The sequence below is a fragment of the Streptomyces sp. NPDC104371 genome (assembly GCF_055583785.1).
This window is the reverse complement of the sequence record NZ_JBVJNF010000001.1, coordinates 267,171-282,530: the sequence shown is the minus strand read 5'-3', so window position 1 is coordinate 282,530 and position 15,360 is coordinate 267,171. Positions and strand designations below refer to the sequence as shown.

General features: G+C 71.4%; 13 protein-coding genes. 9 read left to right on the top strand and 4 right to left on the bottom strand.

The annotated features are described in order from the left end of the window. The first annotated feature begins 179 nt into the window (after positions 1-179). The 5 genes from ACZ60T_RS01315 (at position 180) to ACZ60T_RS01295 (ending at position 5,189) form a co-directional block, all read left to right on the top strand. Positions 180-914: a translation initiation factor IF-2 gene (locus ACZ60T_RS01315; RefSeq protein ID WP_469663393.1), complete on the top strand. Its 735-nt coding sequence runs from the start codon at positions 180-182 to the stop codon at positions 912-914. 199 nt (positions 915-1,113) lie between these two features. Further along, positions 1,114-1,656, top strand: a complete 543-nt coding sequence (locus tag ACZ60T_RS01310) for a PadR family transcriptional regulator (protein ID WP_469663392.1) — start codon at positions 1,114-1,116, stop codon at positions 1,654-1,656. Beyond that, positions 1,653-2,477: an ABC transporter ATP-binding protein gene (locus tag ACZ60T_RS01305; RefSeq protein ID WP_469663390.1), complete on the top strand. Its 825-nt coding sequence runs from the start codon at positions 1,653-1,655 to the stop codon at positions 2,475-2,477. The genes ACZ60T_RS01310 and ACZ60T_RS01305 overlap by 4 nt, the downstream gene beginning before the upstream one ends. A 2-nt stretch (positions 2,478-2,479) precedes the next feature. Further along, the gene (locus ACZ60T_RS01300) at positions 2,480-4,255 is read left to right on the top strand and encodes an FtsX-like permease family protein (protein ID WP_469663388.1); all 1,776 of its coding nucleotides are present in this window, start codon (positions 2,480-2,482) and stop codon (positions 4,253-4,255) included. Positions 4,256-4,382: 127 nt separating this feature from the next. Further along, positions 4,383-5,189, top strand: coding sequence for an endo alpha-1,4 polygalactosaminidase (locus tag ACZ60T_RS01295; RefSeq protein ID WP_469663386.1), 807 nt, complete (start codon positions 4,383-4,385; stop codon positions 5,187-5,189). A gap of 5 nt (positions 5,190-5,194) precedes the next feature. On the opposite strand, the gene ACZ60T_RS01290 is transcribed toward ACZ60T_RS01295, so the two are convergent. Further along, a complete protein-coding gene (locus ACZ60T_RS01290; protein ID WP_469664711.1) occupies positions 5,195-6,067 on the bottom strand; it encodes an alpha/beta fold hydrolase in 873 nt (290 codons plus the stop codon). 85 nt (positions 6,068-6,152) lie between these two features. Here ACZ60T_RS01290 and ACZ60T_RS01285 point away from each other — a divergent pair, with 85 nt between their 5' ends. Further along, positions 6,153-6,374 (top strand): hypothetical protein, encoded by a 222-nt coding sequence (locus tag ACZ60T_RS01285; protein ID WP_365632622.1) that lies wholly within the window; start codon positions 6,153-6,155, stop codon positions 6,372-6,374. Between the two features lie 83 nt (positions 6,375-6,457). Here the strand turns inward: ACZ60T_RS01285 and ACZ60T_RS01280 are convergent, their stop codons facing one another. Next, complete coding sequence (locus ACZ60T_RS01280; protein WP_469663384.1) at positions 6,458-8,167, bottom strand: LCP family protein; 1,710 nt, start codon at positions 8,165-8,167, stop codon at positions 6,458-6,460. A 294-nt stretch (positions 8,168-8,461) separates the two neighbouring features. Here ACZ60T_RS01280 and ACZ60T_RS01275 point away from each other — a divergent pair, with 294 nt between their 5' ends. Next, positions 8,462-8,824 (top strand): ArsR/SmtB family transcription factor, encoded by a 363-nt coding sequence (locus ACZ60T_RS01275; RefSeq protein ID WP_469663382.1) that lies wholly within the window; start codon positions 8,462-8,464, stop codon positions 8,822-8,824. 109 nt (positions 8,825-8,933) lie between these two features. Beyond that, positions 8,934-11,510 carry a magnesium-translocating P-type ATPase gene (mgtA, locus tag ACZ60T_RS01270; RefSeq protein ID WP_469664710.1) on the top strand — a complete coding sequence of 859 codons (2,577 nt, stop codon included), beginning with the start codon at positions 8,934-8,936 and terminating at the stop codon, positions 11,508-11,510. A 35-nt stretch (positions 11,511-11,545) separates the two neighbouring features. Here mgtA and ACZ60T_RS01265 read toward each other — a convergent pair whose 3' ends face one another. Beyond that, positions 11,546-13,333 carry an AMP-dependent synthetase/ligase gene (locus ACZ60T_RS01265; RefSeq protein ID WP_469663380.1) on the bottom strand — a complete coding sequence of 596 codons (1,788 nt, stop codon included), beginning with the start codon at positions 13,331-13,333 and terminating at the stop codon, positions 11,546-11,548. A gap of 160 nt (positions 13,334-13,493) precedes the next feature. On the opposite strand from ACZ60T_RS01265, the gene ACZ60T_RS01260 reads away from it, so the two are divergent. Continuing rightward, positions 13,494-14,816 carry an acyltransferase family protein gene (locus ACZ60T_RS01260; protein WP_469663378.1) on the top strand — a complete coding sequence of 441 codons (1,323 nt, stop codon included), beginning with the start codon at positions 13,494-13,496 and terminating at the stop codon, positions 14,814-14,816. A 107-nt stretch (positions 14,817-14,923) separates the two neighbouring features. Here the strand turns inward: ACZ60T_RS01260 and ACZ60T_RS01255 are convergent, their stop codons facing one another. Further along, on the bottom strand, positions 14,924-15,259 hold the full coding sequence (locus ACZ60T_RS01255; protein ID WP_365632637.1) for a hypothetical protein: 336 nt from the start codon (positions 15,257-15,259) through the stop codon (positions 14,924-14,926). Positions 15,260-15,360: the final 101 nt, after the last annotated feature.

Here is a 15,360-nt window from a genome sequence, read left to right as displayed (position 1 = left end):
CCCCGTGCATTCCGGATACGGAGGGAGCGTAAACGGTGGTCCGGACGCCTGTCGCCGCAATCCGGCAACGCATACGCCCGCCGTCGATAACTCCGCCGCGCCACCGGAGCGCGATCGCCCACGTCAGCCCAAGTGCGCAAGCAGTTGCCCGACGCGCGCGGCGTCGGAAGGATGGGTGCATGCGTCGACTGCTGCTGCTCGCCCCGCTGTTGTTGTTCACCGTTGGCTGTGGAGTGGTGCAGTCCTCCGAGGGTGAGGCGACGGATGCCGCGCGCGAGGTGGCCAGGAAGGTGGGTGAGCGGCTCTACGGGCAGCGTCCGCGTACGGCGGAGGAGGTCGGGCGCTCCGCTTCCGGTATCGACGGGGTGGAGGTACTGCGGGTGACGGGTACCTCGACGCACGACGGGGACGGCGTCGACGTGATCGTCCGTACGTCCGGCTCCGCGTACAACGGATGGCTCGACCCTGAGGAGGTCGTCGTGCGGCGTTGTTTCGCGGTACGCGTGTCGCCCACGTCGGAATGGCGTGAGGAACCCCGTGACGTGGACTGCCCGCACGGCCCTCCGCTGACCTTCGACCCGCCGCCCGCCCCGCCCCGACTGCCGTACGAGGAACTCCGCGCGAAGCTTCCTCAGGTGCCGAAGGGTGGCCGGGCGGACGAGGCCGAGGTGCGCCGTACGCTCGTCGCCCTGGACCTCGATCCGGCGATCCGTACCGAGACGAAGGCGGACGGCGGCCGGGTCGGCGTTCTCCTGTCGGTGCAGGGCAACGGCTTCGACGCGCAGGACTGCCTTCTTGCCCGCGTGAGCCCCGGCGACACCAAGGTATGGGTGCCGTCCCGGATCCAGCGGATGCCCGGAGAGGGCGGCTGCACCATCGGTAACGCCCTGGACCCGCAACCGGCACCGCACTGACCGATGTCCAGACCCTGATACCCGGCGTCCGCGAGGACCTCCGCCGAACGCCCGCCCGCCGACGCTCGGTTTCCACAACCAGCCACACCTGAACCGCACTTCACCCACACACCTGAGCAACCACGGGTGACAGGAGCCGAGTTTGACGCCCTCAATGGCTAACCGCTATCTATTGAAGGGTCGTTGAGGGGGGCGGTCCGTGCAGGACGTGGTACTGGCATTGCTGGCCAAGGAGCCATCGCACGGGTACGACCTGCGCAGACGGCTGGCAGCGGCGCTCGGGCCGCTCGGGGAGACGCTGAACGCGGGGCAGGTGTATGTGACGCTCGCCCGGCTGGAGAAGGCGGGTCTGGTCGTTCAGGACCGTGAGGACGTACCGGTACGCGGTCCGCGGCGCAAGGTGTACGCGCTGACCGCCGCCGGGCAGGAGCGGATCGCCCTATGGGTGACCGAGAGCCTGGGGCCCAGGGCGGACGTGACGGAGGTTCACCTGAAGCTGGTGGCTGCCGCCGAGTCCGGGCTGGCCGATCCGCTCGCGCTCGTGGACGCCCGGCGGCAGGAGCTGAGACGCAGCCTGGCCCAGGCCCAGCACGCCGTTCTCGCTCACGACACCGACTCGGAAGCCGGTCTGCTCCTCGAGGGCATCGCGCTGCGGTTACAGGCCGATCTGCGCTGGCTGGAGGTGTGCGAGCGGACCTGGTCCGCCCGCACACCACGTGGGAAAGGCGAAGGAAAGCGATGACGAGGAACGCTCAGCACGGCCGGTCGCGGCCCAGAGGTACGGGCGACGGCCCGCTCGCGGCATGGGCCGGCGGTCGGCCGGGTGAGGGGGCAGGCCCGGTGCTGCGAGCGGCCGGCCTGACGCGGATGTACGGGGAGGGCGAGAGCCTCGTACGGGCCGTCGACGGGGTCGACCTCGACGTCCCCGCCGGGCAGACACTCGCCGTGACCGGGCCCAGCGGCTGCGGCAAGTCCACGCTGCTGCAGCTTCTGGGCGGCCTCGACCGGCCCACCGAGGGCGAGGTGTGGATCGGCGGGCAGCGCGTCGACAACCTCAGCGAGCGGGCGCTGGCCCGACTGCGGCGCCGCACCGTCGGGTTCGTCTTCCAGACCTACCACCTGTTGGACGAGCTGACCGCGGCGGAGAACGTCGAACTGCCCGCGCTGCTCGCCGGTACCTCACCGCGCGCCGCCCGCCTGCGCGCCGCCGAACTCCTCGACCTGGTCGGACTCGCGCACCGGGCCCGGCACCTGCCCTCGGAGCTCTCCGGCGGCCAGCGGCAGCGGGTCGCCATCGCCCGCGCCCTGGCCAACGAGCCGCTGCTCGTCCTCGCCGACGAACCCACCGGCAGCCTCGACACCGCCGCCACCCGCGACGTCCTCCGGCTCTTCGACGAGTTACGCGCCGCCGGTCAGACCCTGGTCATCGTCACCCATGACGAACGCGTCGCCGCCACCGCCGACCGGATCGTCTCCATGCGCGACGGGATCCTGGCCACCGACACCCGCCTGGACACCACCGGTGGCACCGGACTCGGCGCACTGTTCGGCTGGGAGAACTGACCATGGGACACCTGCTGCTGATAGCGCGCCTGATCCTGCGTGACACGCGCCGCCACCCCGGCGAGGCGCTCATGTTCCTGCTCGTCGTCACCCTCGCCGGTGCCAGTCTGACCCTCGGCGCCGCGACCACGAACGCGGTGTCCACCGGGTATGCGAACACCCGCGCGGCCACCGAAGGCCCCGACGTCATGGCCTCGACGCTGAGTCCGGACCCCTCCGGCCTCGCCGACCGCCTCGCCCACGCGCCCGGTGTCACCGCGCTCGGCGGCCCGTTCTTCGCGTTCGACACCACCGTACGAGCCCACGGCCAGACCATCCGCTCCGCGGCCATGGGACGCGACAGTTCACCGTCCGCCGTGGACCGGCCGCTGGTGACCTCGGGGACCTGGGTACGCCCCGGCGGTGTGGTGGTCGAGCGCGGCCTGGCGCAGGCACTCGGTGTCCACGTCGGCGACCGCATCACCCTCCGCGGGCGCAGCATTCCGGTCGTCGGGACCGCGATCAGCGCGGCCATCGGCGTCTATCCGTCGAGCGACGCGGCGCAGGGGCCCGGACCGTCCGAGTACGGCGGCATGGTGTGGCTCACCGCCGAGGACGCTCGCGCGGCGGCAGGCGACGCGCCCGTCGTCCACCTGATGTACCTCAAGCTGTCCGATCCCGCCGCGACCAGTGCCTTCGGCCGCTCGCCCGCCGTCAACGCCATCGCCGCCGACGGTGGGCTCAACTTCCACTACTGGCAGGACGTCCTCACCACGGACGCCGTCACGATCCAGTTCACCCGGCCCACCCTGGTCATCGGCGGCTGGCTGCTCGCCGTCGCCGCGCTCGTCACCCTCACCGCGCTCGCCACCGCCCGCGCCGCCCGTGACAACCGGCGCGCGACCCTGCTCAAGGCGGTCGGCGCCGGACCCGGTACGGTCACCGCCGTTCTGCTGGCGCAGTACCTGCTGCTGACCCTCCTGGCCACCGCACTGGGACTGACCGTCGGAACGCTGGCCGCACCCCGCCTGGTCGATCCCAGCGCCGGACTGGTCCACATCGTCAGCCCTCCGGACACCCGCACCGTCTTGGCCGCGGTCGTCCTCGCTGTCGTGGTCGCGGCCACCGGCGCGCTCGGCCCCGCCTTGCGTGCCGCCCGCACCAGTACCGCCCACGCGCTGGCCGACCCCGCGCATCTGCTCACCCACCACCCCCACCTGAACGCCATGACGGCCCATCTGCCCACGCCGCTGCTGCTCGGCGTCCGCTTGCTGGCCCGCCGACCCGGCCGCGCCGTCCTGGCCTGCGCCGGTACGGCCGCCACCACCCTCATGGTCACCGCGCTGCTCACCTTCCGCACCGAACTCGCCGACGCACCCGCCTTCAAGCGCACCGGCCCCGTCGAAGTACGCATCGACCAGACCGGCCAGGTGTTGCTCGGTGTCACCCTCGCGCTGGTGGCACTGTCCACGATCAACACCGTGCTCCTGGGCTGGGGCACCGCCGTCCAGGCCCGGCGCGCCCTGACCATCACCCGTACCCTCGGCGCCACGCCCGGCCAGGTCGTCACGGCGCTCTGCGTCGCCCAACTCCTGCCCGCCGTACCGGGAGTGGTGCTGGGCATCCCGACCGGGATCGGTCTGTACTGGCTCCTGGGTACGCAGACCACGCCCCCGGGATCGTGGCTGCTCGCCGCCGTACTCGTCATCCTGCTGGCCGTCGCGCTGCTGACCGCGCTCCCCGCGTGGGCGCACACCAACAGCCCCGCCGCACGCACCCTCGACGCCGATCCCGCCTGACCGGCCTCGGGACACCTCAGGATCACGCCGGGCGGACGAGTGGGATGATCTGCACGTGGAGAGTCCTGAAGTTCCGTGCCAACGCTCAGCCCTGCACCGTGTGTTGACGGCGGTGACACTGTGCGGCGTGCTCGTGGTGGCGGCGAGTGGGTGCTCCACGTCCGGCGGCGAGGGCACCGCGGCGACGGACCGGCCCTCCGCCGCTCCTCCCGCCGAGGTGGCCGTACCCGAGCCGGGCATGGCCTTCGACTACCAGATCGGCGGTGCCTACTCGCCGCCGTCCGGTGTGCGCGCGGTCTCCCGTGACCGTGCTGCGAAGCCCGCGCCGGGGCTGTACAACGTCTGCTACGTCAACGCCTTCCAGGCACAGCCGGACGCCACCGACTGGTGGCAGGCCCACCACCCCGACCTGCTGCTCCGTGACTCCGGTGGCGCACCGGTCGTCGACAGGGACTGGGGCGAAGCACTGCTGGACATCTCAACAGACGCCAAGCGCCAGCGACTTGCCAAGATCGTGGGGGAGTGGATCGACGGTTGTGCCGCGGCCGGGTTCCAGGCGGTCGAGGCCGACAACCTCGACTCTCACGAGCGCTCCAAGGAACTCCTCACCGCCGCCGACGACTTGGCCTTCGGCAAGCTGCTCGCCGACCGGGCCCACGCGGCCGGTCTGGCGATCGGTCAGAAGAACGCCGTGGAGCTGGCACGGAAGGGACGGAACCTCGGGTTCGACTTCGCGGTCGCCGAGGAATGCGGTCAGTACGACGAATGTGACGCGTACGCCCACGCGTACGACAACCGGGTGTTCGTCATCGAGTACACGGCTGACGGGCTCGCGAAGGTCTGCAAGTCCTGGGGCGAGGAGCTGTCGGTGGTCCTGCGCGACCGGAACGTCGTACCGGCCGGGGACGGCGCGTACCGTCGCCGCACCTGCTGAGCCGGTCACCCGCGGCGTGAGAGCGACCTGAGGACCGACTCGGCATGTGTCCACAGCAGGGCGCCGTCGATCTCCGGTACGACATGGCGATGTGCGCCGGGGATACGGGAAGCGAGCAGTGCTCCGTTGTCGGGTGAGTGGCTGGTGTCCTGCTCGCCGTACCAGATATCGACCGGCACGGTGATCTCGTCGAGGGCGAACGGCCACCGCGCCATCGCCAGGACCGTGTCGCGGGCGTAACCAGCGGACCCTTGGGTGAATGCCTCGTTCAAGGCCCGGCGGTAAGCGGCCGCGAAGCCAGGATCCTGGTACACGGCAAGGTCACACGCCGGGCTCCCGGCCATGACCATGTCCCACATCGCATCCGCGGTGAGGCTCGCGAAGAACTCCTCGGCGCCCGCGGGATCGCGTACGGTCCGCTCGACGAGACCACGCAGGCCCGCCTCCAGCACCGAGGCGAACTGCGGCGCGGCGACCTCGTCCGCGCCGGAGACAACAGCCAGTGCCGAGGCGACCCCCTCCGCGGCGCAGGCGAGAGCGAACGGTGCGCCTTGCGAGTTCCCGACCACGGCCGGGCGCTCCAGCCCGCGCAGCGCACAGAGTTGCCGCATGTCCCCGGCGAAGTCGGAGAAGGTCCGTCCGGGGGCGGGCGTCGAGGCACCGAGTCCCGGACGGTCCACCGAGACGAGGCGCACCCCGAGCGCCTCGACCACGCCTGCGCCGAACCCGAGCCACCGGCTCGTAGCCGCACCCGGACACAACAGAACAGGCACTCCGTCCAACGGCCCCCACTCGGCCCAGCCGAGCAACCGCCCGTCGGACAGGGCACTTTCGCCCAGCCGGGCAGGAACATCCACGTATCCAGTCACGATCGACATCATCGGCGAGGGACAGGGTGTCCCGCACCCGACTTTCACCGCGGTGCATGCAGACTTGCGCAACCTTTAAACTGTCATCGTGGAGATGACTGATGCGACTTGGGAGACCGCCGTGCTCGACGGCGGACCGGCGGACGGATTGCACATGAGGGTTCCCGACCGGCCACGGGTGATCCAGGTGACCTACCCCTGCCCCGTCGACGCCGCACCGCCCGGCGTGCGCGCGGAAGGCGTGTACGTCTACCGCCGGGACTGCGGCGTGACCGACGAACCGCTGAGGTACGGCTTCGACGTCGCCAGTCCCTGAGGGGGCACGGCGCGCTGCGCCGACGGACCGCGCGACGGGAGGGCCGACGTCCCGTCGCGCGCGTACGTCGTCCTCAGGCGTCCTCAGGCATCGGAGTCGGGCTTGCCGCGCGCCGCCGCATACGCCTGGGACGGTGTCATGGGGACGCCGTTGAGCTTGACCGTCTTGTAGGGACTCACCTTGGCGCAGGTCTTGGCCTCGTCGGCGGTGGAGGCGTGAGCGTTGGACGTCGCCGCGTGGACATCGGCCGGTGCCGGTGACGAGTCGCCGCCCGGGAAGCCGGTACCGCTCGGCCAGTCGGCGCCGATCACCAGGACCAGGCCCGTGCCGGTGCCCTGCTTCAGATGCGAGGAGGACAGCCCGAGCAGCTTCGCGACCGTCTGCGCCTCGGCCTTCTGACCGGTGCCGTAGGTCAGCGTGGTCGTCGCGGAGCTGGCGGCGTCGTGGGTGACCGTGGCGGAGCCGACACCCTGGTCGGTCAGGGCGGTCGCGATGTCCGCGGCGCGGCCGGTGACCGTGGTGCCGTTCCCTACCGTCACGGCGATCCGGGACGCGGGTACAGCGGAGGCGGTGGGTTCGGCGGTGGCCGAGGCCGCCGCGGACTTCTTGCCCGAACCGGTCGTCAGCGACTGGTCGTTGGCGATGGTGGAGAACAGGTCCTTCGCTCCCGTACCGGCCACCACGCGGTTGCTGTCGTTCGGATCCGGAGAGGTCTGCATCGTCGTGAAGGTCATCCGCTTGGCGGGGACCTTGTTCACGTCCGCCGCGAGCGAGATCAGCTTCTTCACACTGCCCAGCCCGTCGTCCACGGTCAGCGCCTTGGTGGCCGCGTCGGCCAGGTCGTAGACCGCGGTGGGGTCGGTGAGCGTGCCCGCGCTCTTGAACTTGCGGATCATCGAGCTGAGGAAGATGTGCTGCGAGACCGTACGGCCGAGGTCACTGCCGTCACCGAAACCGTGCCGGGAGCGCACGAACTGGAGCGCTGCCTCACCCTTGAGCGTGTGGGTGCCCTTGGACAGTTTCAGGTGTGAGTAGGTGTCGTAGACATCGTCGCTGACACAGACATCGACCCCGCCGACCGCGTCGGACATCTTCACGACGCCGGAGAAGTCGAGTTGGACGAAGTGGTCGATCGGGATGCCGGTGAGCTGATGGACGGTGGCCACCTGGCAGGCCGGGCCGTACGAGAGAGCGCTGTTGATCTGCCCGTGGTAGCCGGACGTGGACGCCTTCGAGGTGGGGTCGGTGCACGCCGGGACGTCGGTCATGGTGTCGCGGGGGATGCTCATCACGGTGGCGTTGGAACGGTCGGCGGCTATGTGCACCACCATCTCCACGTCCGCGTTCCCGTTGCCGGACTGGACGCCGGTCTTCGCGCAGCCACCGCCCAGCTTGCAGTCGGCGGCGCTGGTGCGGCCGTCCGAGCCGAGGACGAGGATGTTGATCGGGGTACGGCCGAAGGCGTCGGCCGTCTCGCTGCCGCCTCTCCCGTCGAGCGCGACGCTGTTGATGTTGTCGTTCAGATGCTCGTAGAACCACCAGCCGGCACCGGCGATCACCACGACGAGGAGGGACATGCCGATGCCGAGGAACTTCAACGCCCGCTTCCCGCGCCCTGTCGGGCGTGCGCGGCGACGTGATCGGCCGCCGCCCCGCGCACGGGACGCCGCCCTCGCCGCGGCCCGGCCGCCCGTAGGACGTCCTCCGTCGCGTTCGGCCGCACGCTGTCCGGGCACCTGGCGGGCGCGGTCGCGCGTGGCCCGGCCGCCCGTGCCGTCCCGGGGGTCGCTCATCTCCCACTCCCATGAATGGTCGTGCCGCCGGACGAGCCTTCGGACTACGACCAGCGTCAGCGGCAATGTACGGACAGGCGTGGTGGAACCCCCCGCCTTGGTTGCGTAGTTGCGCAATCTAGCAAACCAAAAGCCTGATCAGCACAGCCCCTGCCGCAAGGCACCCTTCGACGACGACCCCTACGACCACGGCCGACCCCCTGCTCCCCGGCGCGGGAACACCCCGGCATCCGGACACCTACACTGGTGCGCACAGAGGTGTCGGCTGTGTTGTGCGCGGGACGGGAGAGGGTTGTGTCGGGGAACCGCGGTGGTTTCGAGGATCCGTCCGCCGAGGTTCTCGCCGAGGCCGCCAACGCGTTCGGACTGCTCGCCTCCGCCGCCCGGCTGCACCTGATGTGGGCGCTGTCGCAGGGCGAGAGCGATGTCACGCATCTCGCCGACCGGGTCGGCGGTGCGCTGCCCGCCGTCAGTCAGCACCTGGCCAAGCTGAAGCTCGCCGGACTCGTCCGCTCGCGCCGCGAGGGCCGACGGCAGGTCTACTACGTCGACGATCCGGACATCGTCACCGTGGTACGGGTGATGGTCGGGCAGTTGACCGCGCGGTCGCAGCACGCCGTCGCTCCGGTGCGCGAACGGCGCGGGACCGGTGGCTGAGACCACCACGTCCTCGGCGTGGGACACCGGGACGCCTGGCTCGTCGGCCGTATCCGCGCCTCAGACGTCTCAGACAGCTCAGACGCCTCAGGACGAGGACGCTCCCGGGCTGTCCGCGCCGACCGTGCTGCAGACGCTGCGCCGACTGGACAGCGGTCCGCGCGGGCTGACCGAGGCGCAGGCCGAGGAGCGGGTGGCGCGACTGGGGGAGAACACCGGCCCCGCCCGGCACGGCGCCTCCTGGCCGCGACTGCTGCTGCGCAGCCTGCGCGATCCGTTCACCGCGGTACTGGGCTGCCTCGGGCTGGTGTCGGCGGTCGTCTTCGCCTGGAGCACCGCCTCGGTGATCCTTCTGCTCGTGGTGGTGAGCTGCGTACTGAGGGCCTCCGGGGAGCACCGGGCCGACCGGTCCGCGGCCGCTCTGCGCGAGCTGGTCGCCGCGACGGCCACCGTGCTCCGCCGGGCCGACGAGGAGGGCGCTCCGACGACCCGCGAACTGCCCGTGGCCGAGCTGGTGCCCGGTGATGTGATCCGGCTGGGGCCGGGCGACCTGGTCCCGGCGGACGTACGACTCCTGCGGGCCAGCGGCTTGACCGTGCATCAGGCCGCGCTGACCGGGGAGTCCGCACCGGTGGTCAAGTCCGCCGACGACCTGCCGCGCGCCGTCGGCGACAGGGGTCCTCAAGCGGAGCCGGGGGCCGGGGAGTTCGACCGGCCGCAGCTCTGCTTCCAGGGCAGCAGCGTGACGTCCGGCAGCGCCACCGCGGTCGTCACCGCGACCGGCGCGCACACCCGGTTCGCCGCCGCACACGAGCGCAGGGCCCGCCGACCGGAGGCGAGCGCCTTCGACCGCTCCGTCCATGGCATCTCCTGGATCCTGATCCGGTTCATGCTGCTGACCCCTCCGCTGGTGCTGATGGCCAACGCGACTCTGCGCGACCGCGGCCTGGAGACGCTGCCGTTCGCCGTGGCGGTGGCGGTCGGGCTGACCCCGGAGATGCTGCCGGTGCTCGTCACCCTCTGCCTGGCCCGCGGCGCCTCGCTGCTCGCCCGCACCCACGGCGTCATCGTCAAGCGCCTCCCGGCGCTGCATGACGTCGGTGCCGTCGACGTGCTGTGCCTGGACAAGACCGGCACCCTCACCCAGGACCGGCCCGTCACCGACCGCGCCCTCGGCCCGGACGGCCGGGAGGACCCGGAGGTCCTGCACTGGGCCGCCGTGAACGCGTGGTGGACGCTCCAACTCGCCGACCTGCCCGAACCCGACGCCCTCGACGAGGCGATCCTGGACGCCGTCGACGAGGACGCGCTCATGGCCTACGACGGGGTCGCGACCGTACCCTTCGCGCCGGACCGTCGATTCGCCGTCGCGGTCGTGCGCACCCCCGGTCGGCTCGGCACGCACACCCTGGTCGTCAAGGGGGACGTCGAGGCCGTACTGGAGCGTTGTGCCCTGCTGGACGACGACCGGGAACGGCTGCGCACGCTCGCTGCCCGGCAGGCGGACGGCGGCGTACGGGTCCTGGCGGTCGCCACCGCGGAACGTCCCTCCCGTACCCGCGACTACCGACCGGCCGACGCCCGCGGCCTGACCTTCCGCGGGCTGATCACCCTGCGGGACGCGCTCGCGCCGACCGCCGCCGAAGCGCTGAAGGTCCTCACCGACCGGGGCGTCACCGTCAAGATCCTCACCGGTGACCATCCGGGCACCGCTGTCCGCGTCTGCGCCGACCTCGGGATCCCGGTCGGCGCGGACGGCGTGCTCACCGCCGAGGCCGTCGACCGCCTCTCGGACACCGAACTCGCCGACGCCGTCGGCCGTACGACCGTCTTCGCGCGCTGCGCCCCGGCGCACAAGGCCCGGATCACCGAGGCCCTGCGCACCGCCGGGCACATCGTGGGCTTCCTCGGCGACGGGGTCAACGACCTGCCCGCACTGCGCACGGCCGACGTCGGCATCGCGCCCAGGAACGCCGCCGATGTGGCCCGGGAGGCCGCGGACGTGGTGCTGGCCGAGAAGGACCTCACCGCGATCGCGCACGCGGTCGCCGCGGGTCGGCACGCGGGCGGCAACATCGCCACCTATCTGCGGGTCACGCTGTCGTCCAACGTGGGCAACGTCCTCGCGATGCTCTCTGCCGGTCTGCTGACGCCCTTCCTGCCGATGCTCCCGGCACAGGTCCTGCTCCAGAACCTGTGCTTCGACGCGGCGCAGCTCACCTTCGCCCACGACCGGCCCGACCCCGCCGCCCTGCGTCGGCCGACCGTGCTGGACCCGAGGGACCTGCTGCGCTTCATCACCCGCTTCGGCGTGCTCAACGCCGTCGCCGACCTCGCCACCTTCGGCGTTCTCACGCTCGTGGTGCACGGGCCGGGCCCGGGGGACGACGAGGCGGTCTTCCACACCGGCTGGTTCACGGAGAACCTGATCACCCAGGCCCTGGTGATGGTGCTGCTGCGGGCCGGCCGCGGCACCGCGGAGAACCACCGGCCGACCCCGGTCGTCTGGGCCGCTCTCATCCTGGCCGTCATCGGCCTGGCGCTTCCCCTCTCACCCCTGGGGTCGTTGCTGGGCCTGATCGCTCTTCCGACGGTCTACTACGTGCTCCTCACCGCCGTCCTGGCCCTCTACGCCGCCGCACTCCTGATGGCCCGGAAGCGCGCCGCCGCACGCCTGGCCTGCTGACGGAGCCGGGCACTGCGGTGAAGTTCGGCGGGGCCTCACGACCCGTACAGCACGTCGATGTCCCCCGCGAAGTCCTGGAGCACCCGACCGCGCCGGACCTTCAAGGTCGGGGTGAGATAGCCGTTGGCCTCGGTGAGGTCGCCGGAGAGAACCCTGAACTTGCGGATCCGCTCGGCCGGGCTGACGGCCGCGTTGGCGTCGTCCACCGCCGTCTGTAGCCGGGCCAGCAGATCGGGGTCGTCGCGAAGCTGCGCCGGGGTGGCGTCCGTCGGCTTGCCGACGCTCTTCCGCCAGGCCGCCAGGCCCTCCTCGTCGAGGGTGATCAGGCCGACGATGAACGGGCGTTGATCGCCGACGACCACCACCTGGCTGATCAGTGGATGGGCACGCAGCCGGTCCTCCAGCTCCGTGGGGAGGACGTTCTTCCCTCCGGCGGTGACGATGATCTCCTTCTTGCGGCCCGAGACGGTCAGGAATCCGTCCTCGTCCAAGACGCCGACATCGCCGGTGCGCAGCCAGCCGTCGGCGCTCAACGCCTCTCTCGTGACAGGTTCGTTGCGCCAGTAGCCCGGGAACACCACCGGGCCGCAGAGCAGGATCTCACCGTCGTCGGCGATCCGGACCGTGACGCCGGGCAACGGCTGCCCGACCGTACCGACCTTGACCGCGGAGGGCAGGTTGACGGTGGCGGCGGCGCTGGTCTCGGTCAGCCCGTAGCCCTCGAGCACGGTCACGCCGACACCTCGGAAGAAGTGGGCCAGCCGGGCGTCGAGCGGGGCCCCGCCGCTGATGGCGTAGGCGAGGCGCCCGCCGAGAGCCGCCCGCAGATCGCGGTAGACGAGCCGGTCGAACAGGCGATGGACCAGGGTGAGCCCCCGGCCGGGGCCCCCTCGCTCCAGCGCCTGGCTGTACCGGACGGCGACCTGTTCGGCCCGCTTGAAGACGCCGCCGCGGCCCCGCTCCTGCGCGCGCTGCTGGGCGCGGCCGTGGACCTTCTCGAGCACCCTCGGCACGGACAGGAGGAACGTCGGCCGCAAGGCGGCCAGGTGGTCGGGCAGGCGAGCGAGGTCGGCGGTGTGGGCCAGGCGGGCGCCCTGCTCGACGCAGGCCACCTGGATCACCCGGGCGAACACATGCGCCAACGGCAGGAACAGCACGGTCGAGGCGTCCTGGCCGAAGATCTCCCGCAGCGCCGCGATCGAGGCACGGGCGTCGTAGAGCAGGTTGCCGTGGGTGAGTACGCATCCCTTGGGGCGGCCGGTGGTGCCGGAGGTGTAGATGATGGTGGCGGTGTCGTCCGCGCGGACCGCGTCGCGGCGCTCGTCGACCTGGGCGGCGGGCACGTGGGCGCCCTCCTGCCGCAACCGGGAGAGGTCACCGGCGTCGATCTGCCACACCCGCTCCAGCCCGGGAAGGTTCTCGTGGATCTCCTCCAGACGGCGGCGGTGTTCCGAGGTCTCGATCACCGTCGCGACGGGCTCGGAGTCCTCCAGTACCCACCGGATCTGCTCGGGCGCGGAGGTGTCGTAGATCGGCACCGGCACCGCACCGACCGTCCACAGCGCATAGTCGATCAGCGTCCATTCGTAGCGCGTCGCGGCCAGCAGGGCGACCCGGTCGCCGGGCCTGATCCCGGCGGCGAGGAAGCCCGCCGCGAGGGCGCGTACCTCGGTCGCGAACCGCGCGGCGGTCACCGGCTCCCAGCCGTTTCCCGTCGGCCGGTCGAACAGGACGGCATCGGGGCGATCGCTGCGGAACACCGTCGTGGCGAGCTGGTCCTGCGGCGGAATCCGGATCGTGGACGGGCTCTCGTACTCGCGCATACCCGCAGTGTCAGCGTGGAGCGGGGGCGAGACGTGCGGGGCGCGCCGGGTGAATTGCCCGATTGTGCGATTACACCGATGGGACACGGTGCAGTCCTTGTTCACGGAAGTGGGCCGGGGTGCACGGAGCAAGGGCGGACGCGCGAGGAAGGAGCACCGGGTGCGGGTTCGGGACCTCGCCGACGCCACCCCCGCGCGCCGTGACCGCTATGTCGACTTCCTGCGGGCGTTCGCCATCGTCATGGTGGTGATCGGCCACTGGCTGGCCGTGATGATCACATTCCGGGACGGCCGACTCGGCGGGGAGCACGTGCTCGCTGTGCTGCCGTGGACCCACTGGCTCACCTGGCTGTTCCAGGTGATGGGGATCTTCTTCCTGGTCGGCGGCTACGCCAACGCCGCGTCCTGGACCTCGGCCCGCGGCCGCGGGGACGGCTACCCCGACTGGCTGGGGTTGCGTGCGGACCGGCTGCTGCGGCCGACGACGGTGTTCATCGTGGTCGGGGTCGCGGTCGCCGCGGCTGCCCGGCTGGCCGGTGTGAACCCGGAGTTGGTGCGGCTGGCCGCCTGGGTGGTGGCCATCTCGCTGTGGTTCCTCGCCGTCTATCTGGTGGTCGTCGCCCTGACCCCCGCGATGCTGGACGCCCACCGGCGCTGGGGCCTGGCCGTCCCGGCGGCCCTCACCGTGGTCGCCGCCGGCTTCGACGCCCTGCGGCTGAGTACGCGCGTCGGCTACCTCGGCGCCGCCAACTTCCTGCTCGTCTGGCTGATCCTTCCTCAGCTCGGATTCGCGTGGCGCGACGGCACGCTGACCCGTACTCCGGCGCGCCCCTGGTGGCTGTTCCTCGGCGGGTCGGCCGCGCTGGTCGCTCTCACGACGGTCGGGCCGTATCCGGTCAGCATGGTCGGCGTGCCCGGGGCCGAGGTGCAGAACACCTCGCCGCCGACCCTCGCGCTGCTCGCCCTGGCCGTGGCCCAGACCGGACTGTTCCTGCTGCTCGCCGGGCTCCTGCGGCCCTGGCTGCGGCGGCGGCGCGTCTGGATGGCGGTGATCGCTGTCAACGGCGGGATCATGACGCTGTTCCTGTGGCACATGGTCCCGGTCCTCGTGGCGGCGCTGGCGCTCTACCCGACCGGCGTCATGCCCCAGCCGGAGATCGGGTCGGCGAACTGGTTCGCCTGGCGTCCGGTGTGGGTGGTGGCCTGCGCTCTGCTGCTGGGGATCCTGGTAGCGGTGTTCGCACGCTTCGAACGCCCGCGCGGCAGAGCGACGACGGCCACCGGGCCGGGGGGCACGGCGCGGTCGGCCGTCGTCCTGGTACTGATCGGCACGGCCGCGACCTGCGTCGGCATCATCCAGCTCACCGTCGGCGGCTTCCAGGGCGAAGGGCCCGCGGGTGTCCCCCTGGGGGCCCTGCTGCTCTACCTGGCGGGACTGGTCGCGTTCTGGGCAGCCCGTCGCGCGAGGGCTGACACCGGGTGAAGCGTGGGGAGGGGCTCAGGCCGAGGCAGTCCCGTGAGAACCGGCCACGAAAGCCAGGATGACAAGCAGACCGGTGATCCGGAGGTCTGGGGTGGGCGCGGCCGACGTCAACTGTCCCTGTCCTGGGCGGCTTTGAAGCCTCGGTCCTGGACCACTGGGAAGGCGTGCTGTGTGGTGGTGATCCAGGCGTCGATCTCGGCAGGGGACGACCTGATGGCGCTGATCAGCGCCTCGATCACGGCCAGCTTCGGCTTGCCGACGTTCCGGACGAGCTCGTCCGTCGACACCTCTCGGTACGGCATGCGCAGTTGCCACCAGAAGCGCATGAGGAAGCGGCATTCCTGCGGATCGCGGTCGTCCGCGAGGCGATCATGAATGACCCTTTGGACGCGCCGCCGCTGCTCGTCATCACGAAAGCCGTCGCTGAGGTCGGTCAAGGTCATGTACGGACAGTACAGGTACCGGCAATTCGCCGCGTGGGCCCGCGATTTCGCGGTCCGTTCGATGAGTCGGCGTGGTGCCGCGCCGAAGGACACGTTCCACC

What these genes read in the sequence shown, in the direction of transcription:
- ACZ60T_RS01315 (WP_469663393.1), top strand. Translation starts at nt 180, where the DNA reads ATGCGTCGACTGCTGCTGCTCGCCCCGCTGTTGTTGTTCACCGTTGGC.
- ACZ60T_RS01255 (WP_365632637.1), bottom strand. Translation starts at nt 15,259, where the DNA reads ATGACCTTGACCGACCTCAGCGACGGCTTTCGTGATGACGAGCAGCGG.
- ACZ60T_RS01280 (WP_469663384.1), bottom strand. Translation starts at nt 8,167, where the DNA reads ATGAGCGACCCCCGGGACGGCACGGGCGGCCGGGCCACGCGCGACCGC.
- ACZ60T_RS01305 (WP_469663390.1), top strand. Translation starts at nt 1,653, where the DNA reads ATGACGAGGAACGCTCAGCACGGCCGGTCGCGGCCCAGAGGTACGGGC.
- ACZ60T_RS01285 (WP_365632622.1), top strand. Translation starts at nt 6,153, where the DNA reads ATGACTGATGCGACTTGGGAGACCGCCGTGCTCGACGGCGGACCGGCG.
- ACZ60T_RS01290 (WP_469664711.1), bottom strand. Translation starts at nt 6,067, where the DNA reads ATGTCGATCGTGACTGGATACGTGGATGTTCCTGCCCGGCTGGGCGAA.
- ACZ60T_RS01265 (WP_469663380.1), bottom strand. Translation starts at nt 13,333, where the DNA reads ATGCGCGAGTACGAGAGCCCGTCCACGATCCGGATTCCGCCGCAGGAC.
- ACZ60T_RS01300 (WP_469663388.1), top strand. Translation starts at nt 2,480, where the DNA reads ATGGGACACCTGCTGCTGATAGCGCGCCTGATCCTGCGTGACACGCGC.